13 protein-coding genes and 3 tRNA genes are annotated in these 15,752 nt (G+C 71.4%); 8 read left to right on the forward strand and 8 right to left on the reverse strand.

Features of this window, described 5'->3' with window-relative positions; all coding sequences use genetic code 11:
• Positions 1–76 precede the first annotated feature (76 nt).
• The 4 genes from purD (at position 77) to AQI94_RS24115 (ending at position 6,825) form a co-directional block, all read left to right on the forward strand.
• On the forward strand, positions 77–1,330 hold the full coding sequence (gene purD, locus AQI94_RS24100; RefSeq protein WP_031057008.1) for a phosphoribosylamine--glycine ligase: 1,254 nt from the start codon (positions 77–79) through the stop codon (positions 1,328–1,330).
• Positions 1,331–1,632: 302 nt separating this feature from the next.
• Entirely contained in the window at positions 1,633–4,095 is a 2,463-nt protein-coding gene (locus AQI94_RS24105) for a hypothetical protein (protein ID WP_031057005.1), read from the forward strand.
• 212 nt (positions 4,096–4,307) lie between these two features.
• Positions 4,308–5,822, forward strand: a complete 1,515-nt coding sequence (locus AQI94_RS24110) for a N,N-dimethylformamidase beta subunit family domain-containing protein (RefSeq protein ID WP_031057002.1) — start codon at positions 4,308–4,310, stop codon at positions 5,820–5,822.
• Positions 5,823–5,925: 103 nt separating this feature from the next.
• The gene (locus AQI94_RS24115) at positions 5,926–6,825 is read left to right on the forward strand and encodes a phosphoribosylaminoimidazolesuccinocarboxamide synthase (protein ID WP_031057000.1); all 900 of its coding nucleotides are present in this window, start codon (positions 5,926–5,928) and stop codon (positions 6,823–6,825) included.
• A 44-nt stretch (positions 6,826–6,869) separates the two neighbouring features.
• On the opposite strand, the gene AQI94_RS24120 is transcribed toward AQI94_RS24115, so the two are convergent.
• From AQI94_RS24120 to AQI94_RS24155, 8 genes are all read right to left on the reverse strand, one after another.
• Positions 6,870–6,942 (reverse strand) — tRNA-Gly (locus AQI94_RS24120).
• A gap of 22 nt (positions 6,943–6,964) precedes the next feature.
• Positions 6,965–7,579 carry a response regulator transcription factor gene (locus AQI94_RS24125; RefSeq protein ID WP_031056998.1) on the reverse strand — a complete coding sequence of 205 codons (615 nt, stop codon included), beginning with the start codon at positions 7,577–7,579 and terminating at the stop codon, positions 6,965–6,967.
• Positions 7,576–8,826: a sensor histidine kinase gene (locus AQI94_RS24130; protein WP_037945068.1), complete on the reverse strand. Its 1,251-nt coding sequence runs from the start codon at positions 8,824–8,826 to the stop codon at positions 7,576–7,578. Before AQI94_RS24130 ends, AQI94_RS24125 begins: the two co-directional genes overlap by 4 nt.
• A 14-nt stretch (positions 8,827–8,840) precedes the next feature.
• A complete protein-coding gene (locus AQI94_RS24135) occupies positions 8,841–9,614 on the reverse strand; it encodes an ABC transporter permease (protein WP_031056993.1) in 774 nt (257 codons plus the stop codon).
• Positions 9,611–10,549 (reverse strand): ABC transporter ATP-binding protein, encoded by a 939-nt coding sequence (locus AQI94_RS24140; RefSeq protein ID WP_031056991.1) that lies wholly within the window; start codon positions 10,547–10,549, stop codon positions 9,611–9,613. Before AQI94_RS24140 ends, AQI94_RS24135 begins: the two co-directional genes overlap by 4 nt.
• A gap of 152 nt (positions 10,550–10,701) precedes the next feature.
• Positions 10,702–10,774 (reverse strand) — tRNA-Gly (locus AQI94_RS24145).
• 83 nt (positions 10,775–10,857) lie between these two features.
• A tRNA-Gly gene (locus tag AQI94_RS24150) sits at positions 10,858–10,929 on the reverse strand.
• 125 nt (positions 10,930–11,054) lie between these two features.
• Positions 11,055–11,372 carry a histone-like nucleoid-structuring protein Lsr2 gene (locus AQI94_RS24155; RefSeq protein WP_007383089.1) on the reverse strand — a complete coding sequence of 106 codons (318 nt, stop codon included), beginning with the start codon at positions 11,370–11,372 and terminating at the stop codon, positions 11,055–11,057.
• Positions 11,373–11,641: 269 nt separating this feature from the next.
• Between AQI94_RS24155 and purS the strand changes: the two genes are divergently transcribed.
• The 4 genes from purS (at position 11,642) to AQI94_RS24175 (ending at position 15,722) form a co-directional block, all read left to right on the forward strand.
• Positions 11,642–11,905, forward strand: a complete 264-nt coding sequence (purS, locus tag AQI94_RS24160) for a phosphoribosylformylglycinamidine synthase subunit PurS (protein WP_015659417.1) — start codon at positions 11,642–11,644, stop codon at positions 11,903–11,905.
• Complete coding sequence (purQ, locus tag AQI94_RS24165; RefSeq protein WP_031056988.1) at positions 11,902–12,582, forward strand: phosphoribosylformylglycinamidine synthase subunit PurQ; 681 nt, start codon at positions 11,902–11,904, stop codon at positions 12,580–12,582. The genes purS and purQ overlap by 4 nt, the downstream gene beginning before the upstream one ends.
• Positions 12,579–14,837 (forward strand): phosphoribosylformylglycinamidine synthase subunit PurL, encoded by a 2,259-nt coding sequence (gene purL, locus AQI94_RS24170; protein WP_031056985.1) that lies wholly within the window; start codon positions 12,579–12,581, stop codon positions 14,835–14,837. The genes purQ and purL overlap by 4 nt, the downstream gene beginning before the upstream one ends.
• Positions 14,838–14,924: 87 nt before the next feature.
• Positions 14,925–15,722 (forward strand): maleylpyruvate isomerase family mycothiol-dependent enzyme, encoded by a 798-nt coding sequence (locus tag AQI94_RS24175; RefSeq protein WP_031056982.1) that lies wholly within the window; start codon positions 14,925–14,927, stop codon positions 15,720–15,722.
• Positions 15,723–15,752: the final 30 nt, after the last annotated feature.

Raw genomic sequence — 15,752 nt, forward strand, 5'->3', positions numbered from 1 at the left:
ATCCTGGAGGAACCTACGACTCCTGCGCCTCCACCCCTTAGGAACCTGGCACAAAAACCCCGTTAGGCTGACCCCCGTGAAGGTCCTCGTCATCGGTAACGGCGCCCGCGAACACGCCCTGTGCCGCTCCCTGTCCCTCGACCCCGACGTCAGCGCACTGCACTGCGCACCCGGCAACGCCGGCATCGCCGAGGTCGCCGAGCTGCACCCGGTCGATGCCCTCGACGGCGAGGCGGTGGCCGTGCTCGCGCAGCGACTCGGCGTCGACCTGGTCGTCGTAGGCCCGGAGGCCCCGCTCGTCGCGGGGGTCGCCGACGCCGTGCGCGAGGTCGGCATCCCGGTCTTCGGCCCGTCCGGGGAGGCCGCGCAGCTGGAGGGCTCGAAGGCCTTCGCCAAGGAGGTCATGGCCGCGGCCGGAGTACCCACCGCGCGTTCCTACGTCTGCACGACCCCCGAGGAGGTCGCCGAGGCCCTCGACGCCTTCGGCGCCCCCTACGTCGTCAAGGACGACGGTCTCGCCGCGGGCAAGGGCGTGGTCGTGACCAGCGACCTCGAAGCCGCGACGGCCCACGCCAACGCCTGTGAGCGGGTCGTCATCGAGGAGTTCCTCGACGGCCCCGAGGTCTCCCTCTTCGCCGTCACCGACGGCGACACCGTCCTCCCGCTCCAGCCCGCCCAGGACTTCAAGCGCGCCCTCGACGGCGACGAGGGCCCCAACACCGGCGGCATGGGCGCGTACTCCCCGCTGCCCTGGGCCGACCCGAAGCTGGTGGACGAGGTCCTGCAGACGGTTCTGCAGCCGACGGTCGACGAGATGCGCCGCCGCGGCACCCCCTTCTCGGGCCTGCTGTACGCCGGTCTCGCGATCACGTCCCGGGGTGTGCGGGTCATCGAGTTCAACGCCCGCTTCGGCGACCCCGAGACCCAGGTCGTCCTGGCCCGCCTCAAGACCCCGCTGGCCGGTGTCCTGCTCGCCGCCGCGAGCGGCAACCTGGAGGACCTGCCGCCCCTGCGCTGGAGCGAGGACGCCGCGGTCACCGTGGTCGTCGCCTCGCACAACTACCCCGCCACTCCGCGCACCGGCGACCCGATCACCGGCCTCGACGAGGTGGCCGAGCTCGACGCCCCGCACGCGTGGGTCCTGCACGCGGGTACCAAGCGGGACGGCGACGCCGTCGTCAGCGCCGGCGGTCGCGTCCTGTCGGTGACGGCGTCCGGCAAGGACCTCACCGAGGCCCGCGAGCGCGCGTACCGGGCCGTGGGCCGTATCCGGCTCGACGGTTCCCAGCACCGGACGGACATCGCGGCGAAGGCGGCGTCCGAGGCCTGACAAGCCCGAAAACCGGGGCGAAACCCCCGCTCCCGAACAACCCGACCGGCCCCGGATCCGTCTAAGGATTCGGGGCCTGATCGTTGCTGTACGTCATCCACCTTTCCCCAAAGCCATTCCATCGAGTGACCGGGGCCGCATACGGCTGACGGGGGCCCGGGCCCCAACTAGGGTGCCGCGCAAGCGGTCCGGCACTTGGCCCACCGGCATTGCGGTGTCAGTGGTGAGTGCCACAGTGGGGGAGTGAGCAACGCCAGGACAGCTGGGCATCCAGGACGGCAGGGAGGGGGTGAGGTCCGGTCATGACCAGTATCGGTGTGGAGGTGGGCGCGCAGGCCGCGCGTTCCCGGGCCCTCGCCGTGCTGCGGATCCGCAGCCGTGCGCTGGCCGTGGCGCTGCTGCCCGCGGCGGTGGCCGTGGTGCTGCTCGCCGGAGGGTCCACCAGCCATCTCGTGGGCGGGTTCTGGGACACCGCCCGGCTGGTCATGTGCGTTCTCGGGGCCGTGGTGCTGCTCGCCGCCGGGGCCGTCGCCCTGGTCGTCGCCCGCGCCCGCCCCGCCGTCAGCCCGACCGTCGCGATCGCCGAGGAGTCCGCGCCCGACCTTTACCGCATGGTGCGCGACCTCGCCGACCGCCTCGACGTCCCCGCCCCCTCCGCCATAGCGCTCACCCCGGACTGCGACAGCTGGCTGGAGGACCGCACCCACCCGGCCCACGGGCCGCCCCCGCAGGCCGGCCGGGAGGACGAGATCGCGGGCGTCCGCGGCTCCCACCGCGGTGTCCCGGCCGCACCGGTGCTGGTGATCGGTTCGCCGTTCCTGTGGTGGATGCGCGTCGGCGAACTGCGCGCGGTCCTCGCCCCGGTCGTCGCCGGTACGGGCCCCTCGGCCCACCCGGACATAGCTGCGGCCCGCCGTTTCGTACGGGGTCTGGACGCGGCGGTCGCCGTTGGCTCCGTTCCCGGCCGGTGTCGGCTCACCCGTGTGCTGTGCGCGGGCGTCGCCTGGGTGGCCCGCCTCCTGCTGCGCAGCTGCCGGGAGCACGCGACCCAGATGGAGCGCGGGGTCGCCGCCGCGGCCGCCGAGCGCGCACAGGCTGTGGACTACGGCCTCAGGATCGTGGCCCAGGAGCAGGTGGGCCTGGCGTACGCGGGCTGGGACCGGCTGCTGACCCGGGTCGCGCTCCCCGCCTGGCGGATGGGCCGCTGGCCCTCCCGGCTGGACGCGGGCGTGGTGGCCGCCCTCACCGAACTGTCCCGCCGCGACCGCCTGGCCGAGGGCTTCGCCTCCCGGCTGGGCGAGCGCCCCGCCTGCGACCTGCTCGAAGAGCCCGGCGCGATCGACGAGGCCGCGTCCCTGCTCGCCGCCCGCCTCTTCCACGGCGGGCCCGCGGAGACCGGCCCGGACTGGTCGCCGGTGGACTGGCAGGAGTACCCCGAAGAGGTCGTGGACCGGAAGTGGCGCCTGGACGCGGCCCGGCTCCACCGGGTCCTCGACGCACAGGGCGTGCGTCGGCCCCCGGAGACCACCGCACCGGACTCCGACGCCCCGACCCTCTCCCGAGTACTGACCCATTTGTCCGCACCTCAGTCTCCGGCCGTGGACAGGTCAGCCGACTCGATGCCACGGTCCTCGGCTGCCGAGGGGTCCACCGGTCCGGGGTCCGGGCCCGTGGCCGCCGACGGGCCGGCGACCCGGATGCCACGGTCCTCAGCTGTCGCAGGGTCCGCTGGTCCGGTCCCGGAGCCCGAGGCCGTCGAGGAGTCAGCCGACCCGACCGCACGGTCCCGGCCCGCCGATCGACCTGCCGGTCAGGCCATGCCGTCCGCGCCAGCGTCCGACCCTGCCGACCGGCCGTCGCAGCCCGCGGACGCCGACCAATCTGCCGTGCAGTCCGTGCAGCCCGCTGCAGCGTCCAGCCACGCCGAACAACCGTCTGAGTCCGCCGCCGATCGACCTGCCGGTTCGGCTGCGGAGTCCGCGGCAGCGTCCGCCCCCGCCGACCGGCCCGTAAGTCCCGCGCCTCACCCCACGGCAGCCGACGAGCCCGTCCACCCGGCCCCGACCCACCCGGCCACCCGGGACTCCGCCGCAGCAGACCTCGTACCGGCTCCGCAGGACGACCGCATGGCGGCGAACCGCAACCCGGCCATGCCGGACGACCTCGCGGCCGCCCACAACGACCCGATCCCGCTGGACGAACACGGGACCCCCCACAACGACTCCACCCCACCGACCAACCAAGCAGCCCTCCACGACGAGGCCACCCCCGAGGGCCCACCCGCCCCCGACGACGAAACTCGCACCGAGGACGACGAACCCCGCCCCGGCGAGACCCACGACACCCACGACACCCACAACCTCACCGAAGCCGCCGGCGTAGAAGCCGAAAGCCTCGCCGCAGCTCTCAGTGCCGAGCTCGCCCGTGAGGAAGCCGCCGCCCCCCACTCCCGTACCGCCGCTCCCGACTTCGCCCCCTGGGACGACACCGCCCTGCCCCTCTTCCCGCTGCAGCCCCCTCGCAGCGCCCGCGAGCTGCTGACCGACCACGTCACCGCGATGGTCTGCTGCGCAGCGATCGACACCGCCGGTGCCACCCCCGGCCTGGACTGGCTCGACGGCCCCTCGCTCCTCATCAACGGCGAGCGCGCCGCCGACCTCGCCCCCCGCGTCCTGAGCCTCGTGGAGGACGGCGACCCGGCCCCGCTGCGTGCCTGGCTGGTCAAGTCGGGGATACGCCCGGAGAAGCCGGTCCGTCTCGTCTGAAGAGACGGAATGCCCTCTTCCACTTTCGGCCAATACGCGACGAATAGTGACAGTCCGAGTGCGGAATGTGATGTGCTGGGACCGATCGCGCACATGGCAAGGGCGCGCGCCATAGGACAGGCGCACGACACATGCCCGGCACGCGACGACACCGCACGCGTACACAGCACCGCGCAGGGACGACGACGGGGGCACGAGGGAGGGGAGCGACCATGGCGCCAGGTCCGGAGCAGATCCGCCGCTGGGAGTCGGGAGCACTCGCGCACGCCGTGACGGACCCCTTCGGCCAGGGCCCCGTCCCCTGGCTGCGCGGCAGTGAGACGTACTTCGACGACACCGGCCAGGTGGTCCCCTGGTACGTCGAGACGGACCCCGCCCACACCTCGAAGGAGGGCGCCCCGCGCGTCCGCCTCCCCTCCCCCCGCAGCGCGCCCGGCGGAGGGCCCCGCTCGGCCGACGACGTCCGCCGGCAGATCAAGGGCTTCGCCTCGACCGGCGCGGTGGCCCCCGGCGAGGCCGTCGACTTCCACATCACCGTCGACCCGCCGCAGGAGTTCGGTGTCGACATCTACCGCATCGGCCACTACGGCGGCGACGGAGCGGCGAAGGTCACCACCAGCCCCCGTCTCTCCGGCATCGTCCAGCCCCCGCCGCTGACCGCGGACCGCACGGTCTCCTGTCACCACTGGTGGCTGTCCTGGCGCCTGCAGATCCCGTCGTACTGGAGCATCGGCGCGTATGTCGCCGTCCTCACCACCGCCGACGGCTACCGCTCGCACATCCCCTTCACGGTCCGCGACAACCACCCCGCCGACCTCCTGCTCCTGCTGCCCGACGTGACCTGGCAGGCGTACAACCTCTACCCGGAGGACGGCCGCACCGGCGCCAGCCTCTACCACGCCTGGGACGAACAGGGCCGGCTCCTCGGCGAGTCCGACGCCGCGACCACGGTCTCCTTCGACCGGCCGTACGCGGGCGCGGGCCTGCCGATGCATGTGGGCCACGCCTACGACTTCATCCGCTTCGCCGAGCGCTACGGCTACGACCTGGCCTACGCCGACGCCCGCGACCTGCACGCCGGCCATCTCGACCCCACCCGCTACCGGGGCCTGGTCTTCCCCGGCCACGACGAGTACTGGTCGACGGCCATGCGCCGCACCGTCGAGGGAGCCCGGGACAGCGGCACCTCGCTGGTCTTCCTGTCCGCCAACACCATGTACTGGCAGGTCGAGTTGGGCCCCTCGCCGTCCGGTGTCCCCGACCGTCTGCTCACCTGCCGAAAACGCAGGGGGCCGGGAAAACCGGCGCTCTGGCGCGAAGCCGACCGGCCCGAACAGCAGGTGGTCGGCATCCAGTACGCGGGAAGGGTGCCCGAGCCCCACCCCTTGATCGTCCGCAACGCCGACCACTGGCTGTGGGACGCGACCGGCGCGCACGAGGGAGACGAGATCGACGGGCTGGTCGCGGGTGAGGCCGACCGGTACTTCCCGCGCACCCCGCTGCCCGAGCACGACGACCGCATCCTGCTCGCCCACTCGCCCTACGCCGACAGCGAGGGCGCCCAGCGCCACCAGGAGACGTCCCTGTACCGCGCCCCCTCCGGCGCGCTGGTCTTCGCGGCCGGCACCTTCGCCTGGTCCCCGGCACTGGACCGCCCGGGCCATGTCGACACCCGTGTCCAGCGCGCCACCGCCAACCTCCTGGACCGCATCTGCAAGCGTGACTGAGCCCACGCGAGGCACTCGCCCAGGACCGCAGCACACCCCAAGTCCAAGGTCAGCCGCCTGTGCGGGACAATCGACGCGTTGGACATAGCCACGGGGAGGAACCGTGTCCGGATTCGTAGAAAAGCCCGAGCCGCTCCAGGTTCCGGGCCTGGTGCACCTGCACACCGGAAAGGTGCGCGAGCTGTACCAGAACGAGGCGGGCGACCTCGTGATGGTCGCCAGTGACCGCCTGTCCGCCTATGACTGGGTGCTGCCGACCGAGATCCCCGACAAGGGCCGGGTGCTCACCCAGTTGTCCCTGTGGTGGTTCGACCAGCTCGCCGACCTGATGCCGAACCACGTGCTGAGCACGGACGTCCCGGAAGGCGCCCCCGCCGACTGGGCCGGCCGCACCCTGGTCTGCAAGTCGCTCCGGATGGTCCCCGTCGAGGCCGTCGCCCGCGGCTACCTCACCGGCTCGGGCCTGGTGGAGTACAACGACTCCCGCACGGTGTGCGGCCTCGCCCTTCCCGAGGGGCTCGAAGACGGCTCGGAACTCCCTGCCCCGATCTTCACCCCGGCCACCAAGGCCGCCGTCGGCGAGCACGACGAGAACGTCTCCTACGAGGAGGTCGCCCGCCAGGTCGGCGCGGACACCGCCGCCGAGCTGCGTCAGGCGACCCTCGCGGTGTACTCGCGGGGCCGGGACATCGCCCGGGACCGGGGGATCATCCTCGCGGACACCAAGTTCGAGTTCGGCTTCGACGGGGACACCCTCGTCATCGCGGACGAGGTCCTCACCCCGGACTCCTCCCGCTTCTGGCCGGCCGAGCAGTGGGAGCCGGGGCACCCGCAGCCGTCGTACGACAAGCAGTTCGTGCGCGACTGGCTGACCTCGGCGGAGTCCGGCTGGGACAGGAAGAGCGAGCAGCCTCCGCCGCCGCTGCCGCAGGAGGTCGTGGACCGCACCCGCGCCAAGTACATCGAGGCGTACGAGCGCCTGACGGGCACGAGCTGGTCGTAACGCGAAAGGCCCCCGGTGGGAACCGGGGGCCTTTGCCGAAACGGAGCGAACGACGAGGTTCGAACTCGCGACCTCAACCTTGGCAAGGTTGCGCTCTACCAACTGAGCTACGTTCGCATGCGCCGTGGCGCGAGAACCACTATACCCAACCTCGCTCCCGCGCGAGCCGCACGGCCGCGTGACGGTTCTCGGCGCCGAGTTTGGAGACGGCCGACGACAGGTAGTTCCGGACGGTTCCCTGGGACAGCGCGGCCCGTTCGGCGATCTCGGCGACGGGCGCCCCGTCGGCGGCGAGTTCCAGTACCTCGGCCTCCCGCGCGGTCAGCGGGGAGTCCCCGGCGGAGATCGCGTCGGCGGCCAACTCGGGGTCCACGTAACGGTTTCCCGCGTGCACCGTGCGGATGATCTCCGCGAGCCGCTGCGCGCTCACGGTCTTCGGGACGAACCCCCGCACACCCGCCGCCAGAGCCCGCTTGAGGTGCCCCGGCCGTCCGTGACCGGTGACGATCAGGACCTTGCAGGCGGGCAGTTCGGTCCGCAGGGATGTGGCGACCTTCACACCGTCCGCGCCGGGCATCTGCAGATCCAGTACGGCGACGTCGGGTCCGTGCGCCCGGGCCATCGCCAGCGCCTCGGGGCCGGTCGCCGCCTCCGCGACGACCGCCAGGTCGTCCTCCAGCGAGAGCAGCGCGGCGAGCGCGCCCCGGATCAGATGCTCGTCGTCGGCGAGCAGGATGCGCACGCTCTCGCTCACGCGTTCCCCTCCGCCGCCAGCGGCATCTCCGCCACCCTTGGCACCTCCATCGCCAGTGGCACCTCAGCCACCAGCCGGAACGCACCCTGCCGCACCGGTCCCGCCTCCAATGTCCCGGCCACCGCCGCGAGCCGTTCCCGAAGCCCGGCCAGCCCGGATCCACCGGTACCGCCCGACGATCTCAGCACCCCGTCGTTCTCCACGGTCAGCACCACTCGCTCCTCCTCCGTCCGTACGGCCACCGTGCACCGCTTGGCGTCCCCGTGCCGCAGGACGTTCGTGGTGGCCTCCCGCACCACCCAGCCCAGCGCCGACTGCACCTCGGCGGGCAGCCCGGCCGGCTCCCCGGTGACCTCGCAGTCGATCCCCGCGGCGGTCAGCACCCCTCGCGCTCCCGCCAGTTCGGCCCCGAGGTTGGCCTCGCGGTAGCCCCGTACGACATCCCGCACCTCCCGCTGTGTCTCCTGCGCGATCCGCTGCACCTCGGTCATCTGGTCCACGGCCTCCTCCCGGCCGCGCCGAGCGAGCTGCACGGCCAGCTCGCTCTTCAGCGCGATCACCGCGAGGTTCCGCCCCATCACGTCGTGCAGGTCCCGCCCGAACCGCAGCCGCTCCTCCGCGACGGCGAGCCGGGCGCGGGTCTCGCGGGCCTCGTCGAGCTCGTAGACGGCGGTGAGCAGCCACACCGAGAAGACCGAGGTGAAAGCGAAGAACCCGGCACCGAGAAGCACGGCGACCGCAGTCGCCAGGGCCGCCGGACCGGGCATCCCCAGCGGGAAGGCGATGCCCCCCGCGCCCGCCGCGAAGCCCGCCACGAGGCCGAAGATCCGTTTCCGGTCCCGTATCCCCAGCGCGATCGCTCCGGCGCCGAAGATCAGCACGACCGCGAAGATCCCGCCGGCCGCGGCGTCGACGTCCTCACCGCTCGGCCCGTGTTCCGTGATCGCGATGGCCGTCGTGGCGACCGCGGCGGTGATCGCGCCGAGTGTCCACAGCATGTGGACGGGCTGCTCACGGCTGCCGCGCGTCCAGTCCAGCGCCCTGGAAGCGGCCACCGCACAGGTCACGGCGTGCCCGCCCAGCATCACCAGCAGCAAGGCGGTCAGCCAGCCCGGCATCGCACCGAACAGCGGCACCCCGACCGCGGCGACCTCGGCCACCGCGAAGAAGTGGAACGACCACCGGGTGTACGTCTCGACCTTCGCCGGTGTGCTCTTCCGCCGCCACCAGCCCCCCGCCTCGCGCATGCTCTCCCCGTACGTCAGCGCCTCGGCTCCCACCGGAACCACCGTCCCACAGCAAACACCGCCAGGACGGTCCAGGCCAGCGCGGTCGCGAGGGCGCCCAGTGCCTCGTACACCGACAGGGTGCCCGTCCAGCCGCCGCGGATCAGGGTGATCACGGGGGACAGGGGCAGCAGCTCGCACACCGACGCGAGCCGGTCGGGCAGCAGCTCCAGGGGCACGGTGACGCCCGAGAGGGTCATCGAGACCAGGACGAACGGCAACGTGGTGACCTGCGCGCTCTCCACGGTCCGGGTCACGGCGGCCGTCACGGCCGCCAGGGCCGCGCACATCACCAGCCCCAACAGCAGTCCCAGGACCGCGAGATGGGGCGCGTGCGGCGCGGGCAGGTCGAGCAGGACCGTGCTTCCGGCCACCAGCACCAGGGACTGCACGATCCCGGTCGCGCCGACCGGCAGCGCGGTTCCGCCCAGGATCTCGCCGTCCCGCAGCTCCCCGGTGCGCAGCCGCTTCAGCACGAGTTCCTCGCGCCGGGTGGTGTAGACGCCGACGAGGGCGCTGTAGACCCCGAACAGCAGGGCGAAACCGATCGCGGCGGGCAGCAGCACCAGGCCGACGCTCAGCCCGGACTCCTCGACGTCCATGCCGTCCACGAAGGACCGCAGGCTGAACGGCAGCACGAGCGGGATCAGAACGGCCGTGAGGAGCGTGGCCTTGCTCCGCCCGAGCAGTGTGAGCTCGGCCCGGGCGAGCGCGCCCAGCCGCCCGGTGGGGGTGGTGAGGGAGCTCATGCCGCCACCTCTTCGCGGGCCGCGATCCCGAGGAACGCCTCCTCCAGCGAGGCCGACCGCACATCGAGCCGCCGCAGCTCGACCCCGGCGCGCTCGGCCCAGGTCAGCAGCCCGGTGGCCGCCCGCTGCAGCTCATGCGTCCGCAGCCGTACGACGCTCCCGGCGACCTCGTGCCCGCAGACCCCCAGTTCCGCGAGCGGTGGCAGATCCCCCACGAAGTACCCGTGCGGCAGCTCGAAGGAGATCCTGGCCGGCTGGGCGGCGGTCACCTCGGCCGGTGTCCCCGTGGCCGCGATCCGCCCCTCGTGCAGGATCGCCAGCCGGTCGGCGAGATCCTCGGCCTCCTCCAGGTAGTGCGTGGTGAGCAGCACGGTCGTCCCCCCGTCGCGCAGGGCCCGCACCAACTCCCAGGTGTCCCGGCGTCCTTCGGCGTCGAGGCCGGTCGTCGGCTCGTCGAGGAACAGCACCTCGGGGTCGCCGAGCAGCGCGAGCGCCAGGTCGAGCCGCCGTCGTTCGCCCCCGGACAGCTGCTTGACCCGTACGCCGGTCCGCCGGGCGAGCCCGACGAGTTCCAGCACCTCCCGCGGCGGCCGGGCCCCGCTGACGCAGCCGGCCCACATCCGCGCGGTCTCCTCCACGGTCAGCTCGGAGGGAAAGCCGCCCTCCTGGAGCATCACCCCGGTCCGCGGGCGGACGGCGGCCCGCTCGGTGTACGGATCGTGTCCGAGGACGCGGATCCGTCCGTCGCTCGGCCGGGCGAGCCCTTCGAGGAGTTCGACCGTGGAGGTCTTGCCGGCGCCGTTGGTGCCGAGCAGGGCGAAGACCTCCGCGCGGCGCACAGAGAAACCGATCCCCCGCACCGCCTCGAACCCGCCCCCGTACACACGCCGTAGGCCGGTGACCTCAATCACGTGTTCGTGTTCGTCGGTGTTCATGAAGCCAGCGTCCCGGCGGACCGGAGGCGACAGCAGTGCGCGCTGTCACCACTCCGTATGACAAATGTCAGTCAGACGTCCCGGCACCCGGACGACCAGCCGGCCGCGGGCATGAAAAAGCCCCCCGGCAGAAACCGGAGGGCTTGATTCAGAGCGGACGACGAGGCTCGAACTCGCGACCTCAACCTTGGCAAGGTTGCGCTCTACCAACTGAGCTACGTCCGCATTGCATCCGACCGGCTCTCACCGATCGGCGCGGGCACCAGCGTACCTGATCGTCCCCTGGAGGGGCAGGTACGGCGATGCAGAGCGGGTGACAGGAATTGCACACTGCGCCTTCCCCCTGGAAGGGGGATGTTCTACTACTGAACTACACCCGCATGTACTCCGTGAGCTGGGCCTTTTCGGCCTCGCCCCTCGGCGTGCTCCAGACTCTAGCTGACCAGGTGGGGTGCAACGCAAGTCGGTTGTCCCGAGGGGCGGGTGACCCGGTGTCGACCGGCCCTCAGCGGGCCTCGGCGAACGCCTCGTAGACCTTCTTGGGGATCCGTCCGCGGGCGGGGACGTCCATCTTGTTGGCCTGGGCCCAGGCCCGGACCGCCGCCGGGTCGGGAGCGACCTCGGTCTGCTTGTACGCCTTGCCCGACCTGGACCGCTTGCGGCCGGCCTCCACGTAGGGCTCGAGCGCCTTACGCAGTTTCTTGGCATTGGCTTGATTCAGGTCGATCTCGTACGACTTGCCGTCGAGTCCGAAGGCGATCGTTTCCGCCGCTTCCGAGCCGTCGATGTCGTCAAAGAGAGTGACCACGACCTTCTGCGCCACGAATATCGGTCCCTTCGTACGGCACGTTGTCAATTCATTTGTACAGTGCCCGACAATGCATTGTGAAGCTCGACTAAATCCTTCCGCGTGTCCGAGCGCAATAGGTATCGGGTGTCGATCTGAGATCTTTCCCGGAAATTTTCGCGAACATCCCCGCACGCCGTGCGTGGTGATGGCCGTCACGTAGATTCCTACAAGTCAACGCGCGTAGAAATTTTGTGCGGGTAGTCTGAAGGAACCTGCTCAGCACCACACCACCGGGAGTGCCAGTGGCACGCGTCGTAGTCGACGTCATGCTCAAGCCGGAGATCCTCGACCCCCAGGGCCAGGCGGTGCAGCGCGCACTGCCGCGTCTGGGTTTCGAAGGCATCTCCGACGTACGTCAGGGAAAGCGATTCGAACTGGAAGTTGACGGCCCGGTCGACGAGGCCGCGCTCGCCCGCATCCACGATCTTGCGGAATCCTTCCTCGCCAACACCGTGATCGAGGACTTCACCGTCAAGGTGGAGGAAGTCGCGGAGGCCGCGAAGTGACCGCTCGTATTGGCGTCGTCACTTTCCCGGGCAGCCTCGACGACCGCGACACCCAGCGCGCGATCCGGCTCGCGGGCGCCGAACCGGTAGCCCTCTGGCACAAGGACAAGGACCTCCACCAGGTCGACGCGGTCGTCCTTCCCGGTGGTTTCTCCTACGGCGACTATCTGCGGGCCGGTGCCATCTCCCGCTTCTCGCCGGTGATGGAGACGGTCATCGAGCAGGCCAAGGCGGGACTCCCGGTCCTCGGCATCTGCAACGGCTTCCAGATCCTCACCGAGGCCCACCTGCTCCCGGGCGGGATGCTGGGCAACGACCACCTCCACTTCATCTGCCGCGACCAGAAGCTGCGGGTGGAGAACGCGGACACCGCCTGGACCGTCGACTACACGTCCGGCCAGGAGATCCACATCCCGCTGAAGAACATGGACGGCCGGTACGTCGCCGACGAGTACACGCTGGACAAGCTGGAGGCCGAGGGGCGGGTCGTCTTCCGCTACCTGGACTTCAATCCCAACGGCTCCCTCCGTGACATCGCCGGCATCACCAACGAGGCCGGGAACGTCGTAGGCCTCATGCCGCACCCGGAGCACGCCGTCGAGCCGCTCATCGGCTCCGGCCGTACCGACGGCCTCCCCTTCTTCACCTCGATCCTCAAGAAGCTGGTGGGCGCATGAGCCGGACGCCTCTGGACACGGTCGAGCACGCGGCCGCGACCCCCGACGTCGAGCTGCCCTGGGCCGAACTGGGACTGAGGAAGGACGAGTACGAGAGGGTCGTCGAGATCCTCGGGCGCCGGCCCACCGGCGCCGAGCTCGCCATGTACTCGGTCATGTGGTCCGAGCACTGCTCGTACAAGTCGTCGAAGGTGCACCTGCGCCAGTTCGGCGAGAAAGCGCCCCAGTCGGACGCCCTTCTCGTCGGCATCGGCGAGAACGCGGGCGTGGTGGACGTCGGTCAGGGCTACGCCGTGACCTTCAAGGTCGAGTCGCACAACCACCCCTCGTACGTCGAGCCCTACCAGGGCGCGGCGACCGGTGTCGGCGGCATCGTCCGCGACATCATCGCGATGGGCGCGCGGCCTGTGGCCGTGGTCGACCCCCTGCGCTTCGGCGCGGCCGACCACCCGGACACCAAGCGCGTGCTGCCGGGCGTGGTGGCGGGCATCGGCGGCTACGGCAACTGCCTCGGCCTCCCGAACATCGGCGGCGAGGTCGTCTTCGACGCCTGCTACCAGGGCAACCCGCTGGTCAACGCCGGTGCCATCGGTGTGATGCGGCACGAGGACATCCACCTCGCGAAGGCGTCCGGCGCAGGCAACAAGGTCATCCTGTACGGGGCCCGCACCGGCGGTGACGGCATCGGTGGCGCGTCGATCCTGGCCTCCGAGACCTTCGACGACGCCAAGCCCTCCAAGCGCCCGGCCGTCCAGGTCGGCGACCCCTTCCAGGAGAAGCTCCTCATCGAGTGCACCCTGGAGGCCTTCAAGGAGAAGCTGGTCGTCGGCATCCAGGACCTCGGCGCGGCCGGTCTGTCCTGTGCCACCTCCGAGCTCGCCTCCAACGGCTCCGGCGGCATGCGCGTGACGCTGGACGACGTACCGCTGCGCGACTCGACGCTCTCGCCCGAGGAAATCCTCATGAGCGAGTCGCAGGAACGCATGTGCGCCGTCGTGGAGCCGGAGAAGGTCGACCGGTTCCTGGAGATCTGCGACAAGTGGGACGTCATCGCCACCGTCATCGGTGAGGTCACCGACGGCGACCGGCTGGAGATCTACTGGCACGGCGGCAAGATCGTCGACGTCGACCCGCGCACGGTCGCGCACGACGGCCCGGTCTACGAGCGCCCGTACGCCCGCCCGTCCTGGCAGGACGAGCTCCAGGCGGACGACGCGAACAAGCTGCCCCGGCCTTCGTCGAGCGACGAGCTGAAGGACCAGGTCCTGAAGCTGGTGAGCTCGCCCAACCAGGCCTCCAAGAAGTGGATCACCTCGCAGTACGACCACTTCGTGCAAGGCAACACGGTGCTGGCCCAGCCGGAGGACTCCGGCATGATCCGCATCGACGAGGAGACCGGCCTCGGTGTCGCCATCGCGACCGACGGCAACGGCCGGTACGCGAAGCTCGACCCGTACGCGGGCGCCCAGCTGGCGCTCTCGGAGGCCTACCGGAACGTGGCGACGACCGGCGCCAAGCCCCTCGCCGTCTCCGACTGCCTGAACTTCGGCTCGCCCGAGGACCCGGCCGTCATGTGGCAGTTCGCCGAGGCCATCCGCGGACTGGCCGACGCCTGCCAGCAGTTGGGCACCCCGGTGACCGGCGGCAACGTCTCGCTGTACAACCAGACCGGCGAGGTCGCCATCCACCCCACCCCCGTGGTCGCGGTCCTCGGTGTGATCGACGACGTGGCCCGCCGCACCCCGGTCGCCTTCCAGGAGGAGGGCCAGCTGCTGTACCTCCTCGGCGACACCCGTGAGGAGTTCGGCGGCTCGGCCTGGTCCCAGGTCGTCCACGACCACCTCGGCGGGCTGCCGCCCAAGGTCGACCTGGAGCGCGAGCGGCTGCTGGCCGAGATCCTGATCTCCGCCTCCCGCGACGGCATGATCGACTCCGCGCACGACCTCTCCGACGGCGGCCTGATCCAGGCGGTCGTGGAGTCGGCGCTGCTCGGCGGCAAGGGCGCCCGCCTGATCGTCCCCGACGGTCTGGACGCGTTCACGCTGCTGTTCTCGGAGTCGGCCGGCCGCGCGGTGGTGGCGGTCCCGCGCTCCGAGGAGCTCCGCTTCAACGACATGTGCGGAGCGCGGGGCCTGCCCGCCACCCGCATCGGTGTCGTCGACGGCGACTCGGTCGAGCTCCAGGGCGAGTTCGCGCTGTCCCTGGAGGAACTGCGCACGGCTCACGAGGAGACGATTCCGGCGCTGCTCAAGTAGCAGGCAGTCGTACGACCGTGAAGGCCCCGCCCGTCGCCCTGACGGGCGGGGCCTTCGTCACGGGGACGCAGGACTAGGCTCACCGCCATGCCCACGGCCAGGAAGCGCGCCCGCACCTACGACCCCCTCAAGATCCGCAAGGCCGTGCAGGCCCAGCTCGGAAACGTACGCGAGGCCGTACGCACGCTGACCCCCGAGCAACTGGCGCTTCCCACCCGGCTGGGGGAGTGGACCGTACGGGAGCTGGTCGCGCACATCGGGATGGCGGTCACCGCCGTGCACCGGGGCCTGGAGCGGCCCGCGCCCGCGCGGCAGGACGCCACGGTCCTCGACTGGCCCTTCGCCACCGCCGCCAGTTCCGCGGCCATCGCCGGGTTCACCCGGGACCTCGCCGAGCGGCACCCCGATCTCGACGCCTACCTCGGTGACATCGACCGGACCCTGACCGAGCTGCTGGACAGCCACCCCGGCACCCGGCTCCTGGAGACGAACGCCGGCGCGATGCCCCTCGCCGACTACCTCGTCACCCGCACGGTCGAACTCGTCGTCCACACCGACGACCTGAGCGCCGCCGTGCCCGGCCTGGACATCCCCCACGACCGTCAGGCACTCGCCGCCTGCACCCGTCTGCTCGCCGACGCCCTCGCGGTCAAGGCGCCCGGCGGCTCGACCGAGGTGCGGATCCCGCCGTACGCCGTCGTGCAGTGCGTCGAGGGGCCCAGGCACACCCGGGGCACCCCGCCGAACGTCGTCGAGACCGACCCGCTGACCTGGATCCGGCTCGCCACCGGCCGGCTGAGCTGGAACAGCGCGCTCGACGCGGCGAAGGTCAGTGCGAGCGGGGAGCGGGCGGACCTGGGCGGGCTGCTGCCGTTGATGGCCTGACATCGACGGGTGAGAGGCCGAACCCTTCGC

The organism is Streptomyces pseudovenezuelae (assembly GCF_001513955.1).
Taxonomy (GTDB): domain Bacteria; phylum Actinomycetota; class Actinomycetes; order Streptomycetales; family Streptomycetaceae; genus Streptomyces; species Streptomyces pseudovenezuelae.

Coding starts and splice junctions, on each gene's coding strand:
- AQI94_RS24105 (WP_031057005.1), top strand. CDS start 1,633: ATGACCAGTATCGGTGTGGAGGTGGGCGCGCAGGCCGCGCGTTCCCGG.
- AQI94_RS24110 (WP_031057002.1), top strand. CDS start 4,308: ATGGCGCCAGGTCCGGAGCAGATCCGCCGCTGGGAGTCGGGAGCACTC.
- AQI94_RS24130 (WP_037945068.1), bottom strand. CDS start 8,826: ATGCGCGAGGCGGGGGGCTGGTGGCGGCGGAAGAGCACACCGGCGAAG.
- AQI94_RS24135 (WP_031056993.1), bottom strand. CDS start 9,614: ATGAGCTCCCTCACCACCCCCACCGGGCGGCTGGGCGCGCTCGCCCGG.
- AQI94_RS24140 (WP_031056991.1), bottom strand. CDS start 10,549: ATGAACACCGACGAACACGAACACGTGATTGAGGTCACCGGCCTACGG.
- purL (WP_031056985.1), top strand. CDS start 12,579: ATGAGCCGGACGCCTCTGGACACGGTCGAGCACGCGGCCGCGACCCCC.
- AQI94_RS24175 (WP_031056982.1), top strand. CDS start 14,925: ATGCCCACGGCCAGGAAGCGCGCCCGCACCTACGACCCCCTCAAGATC.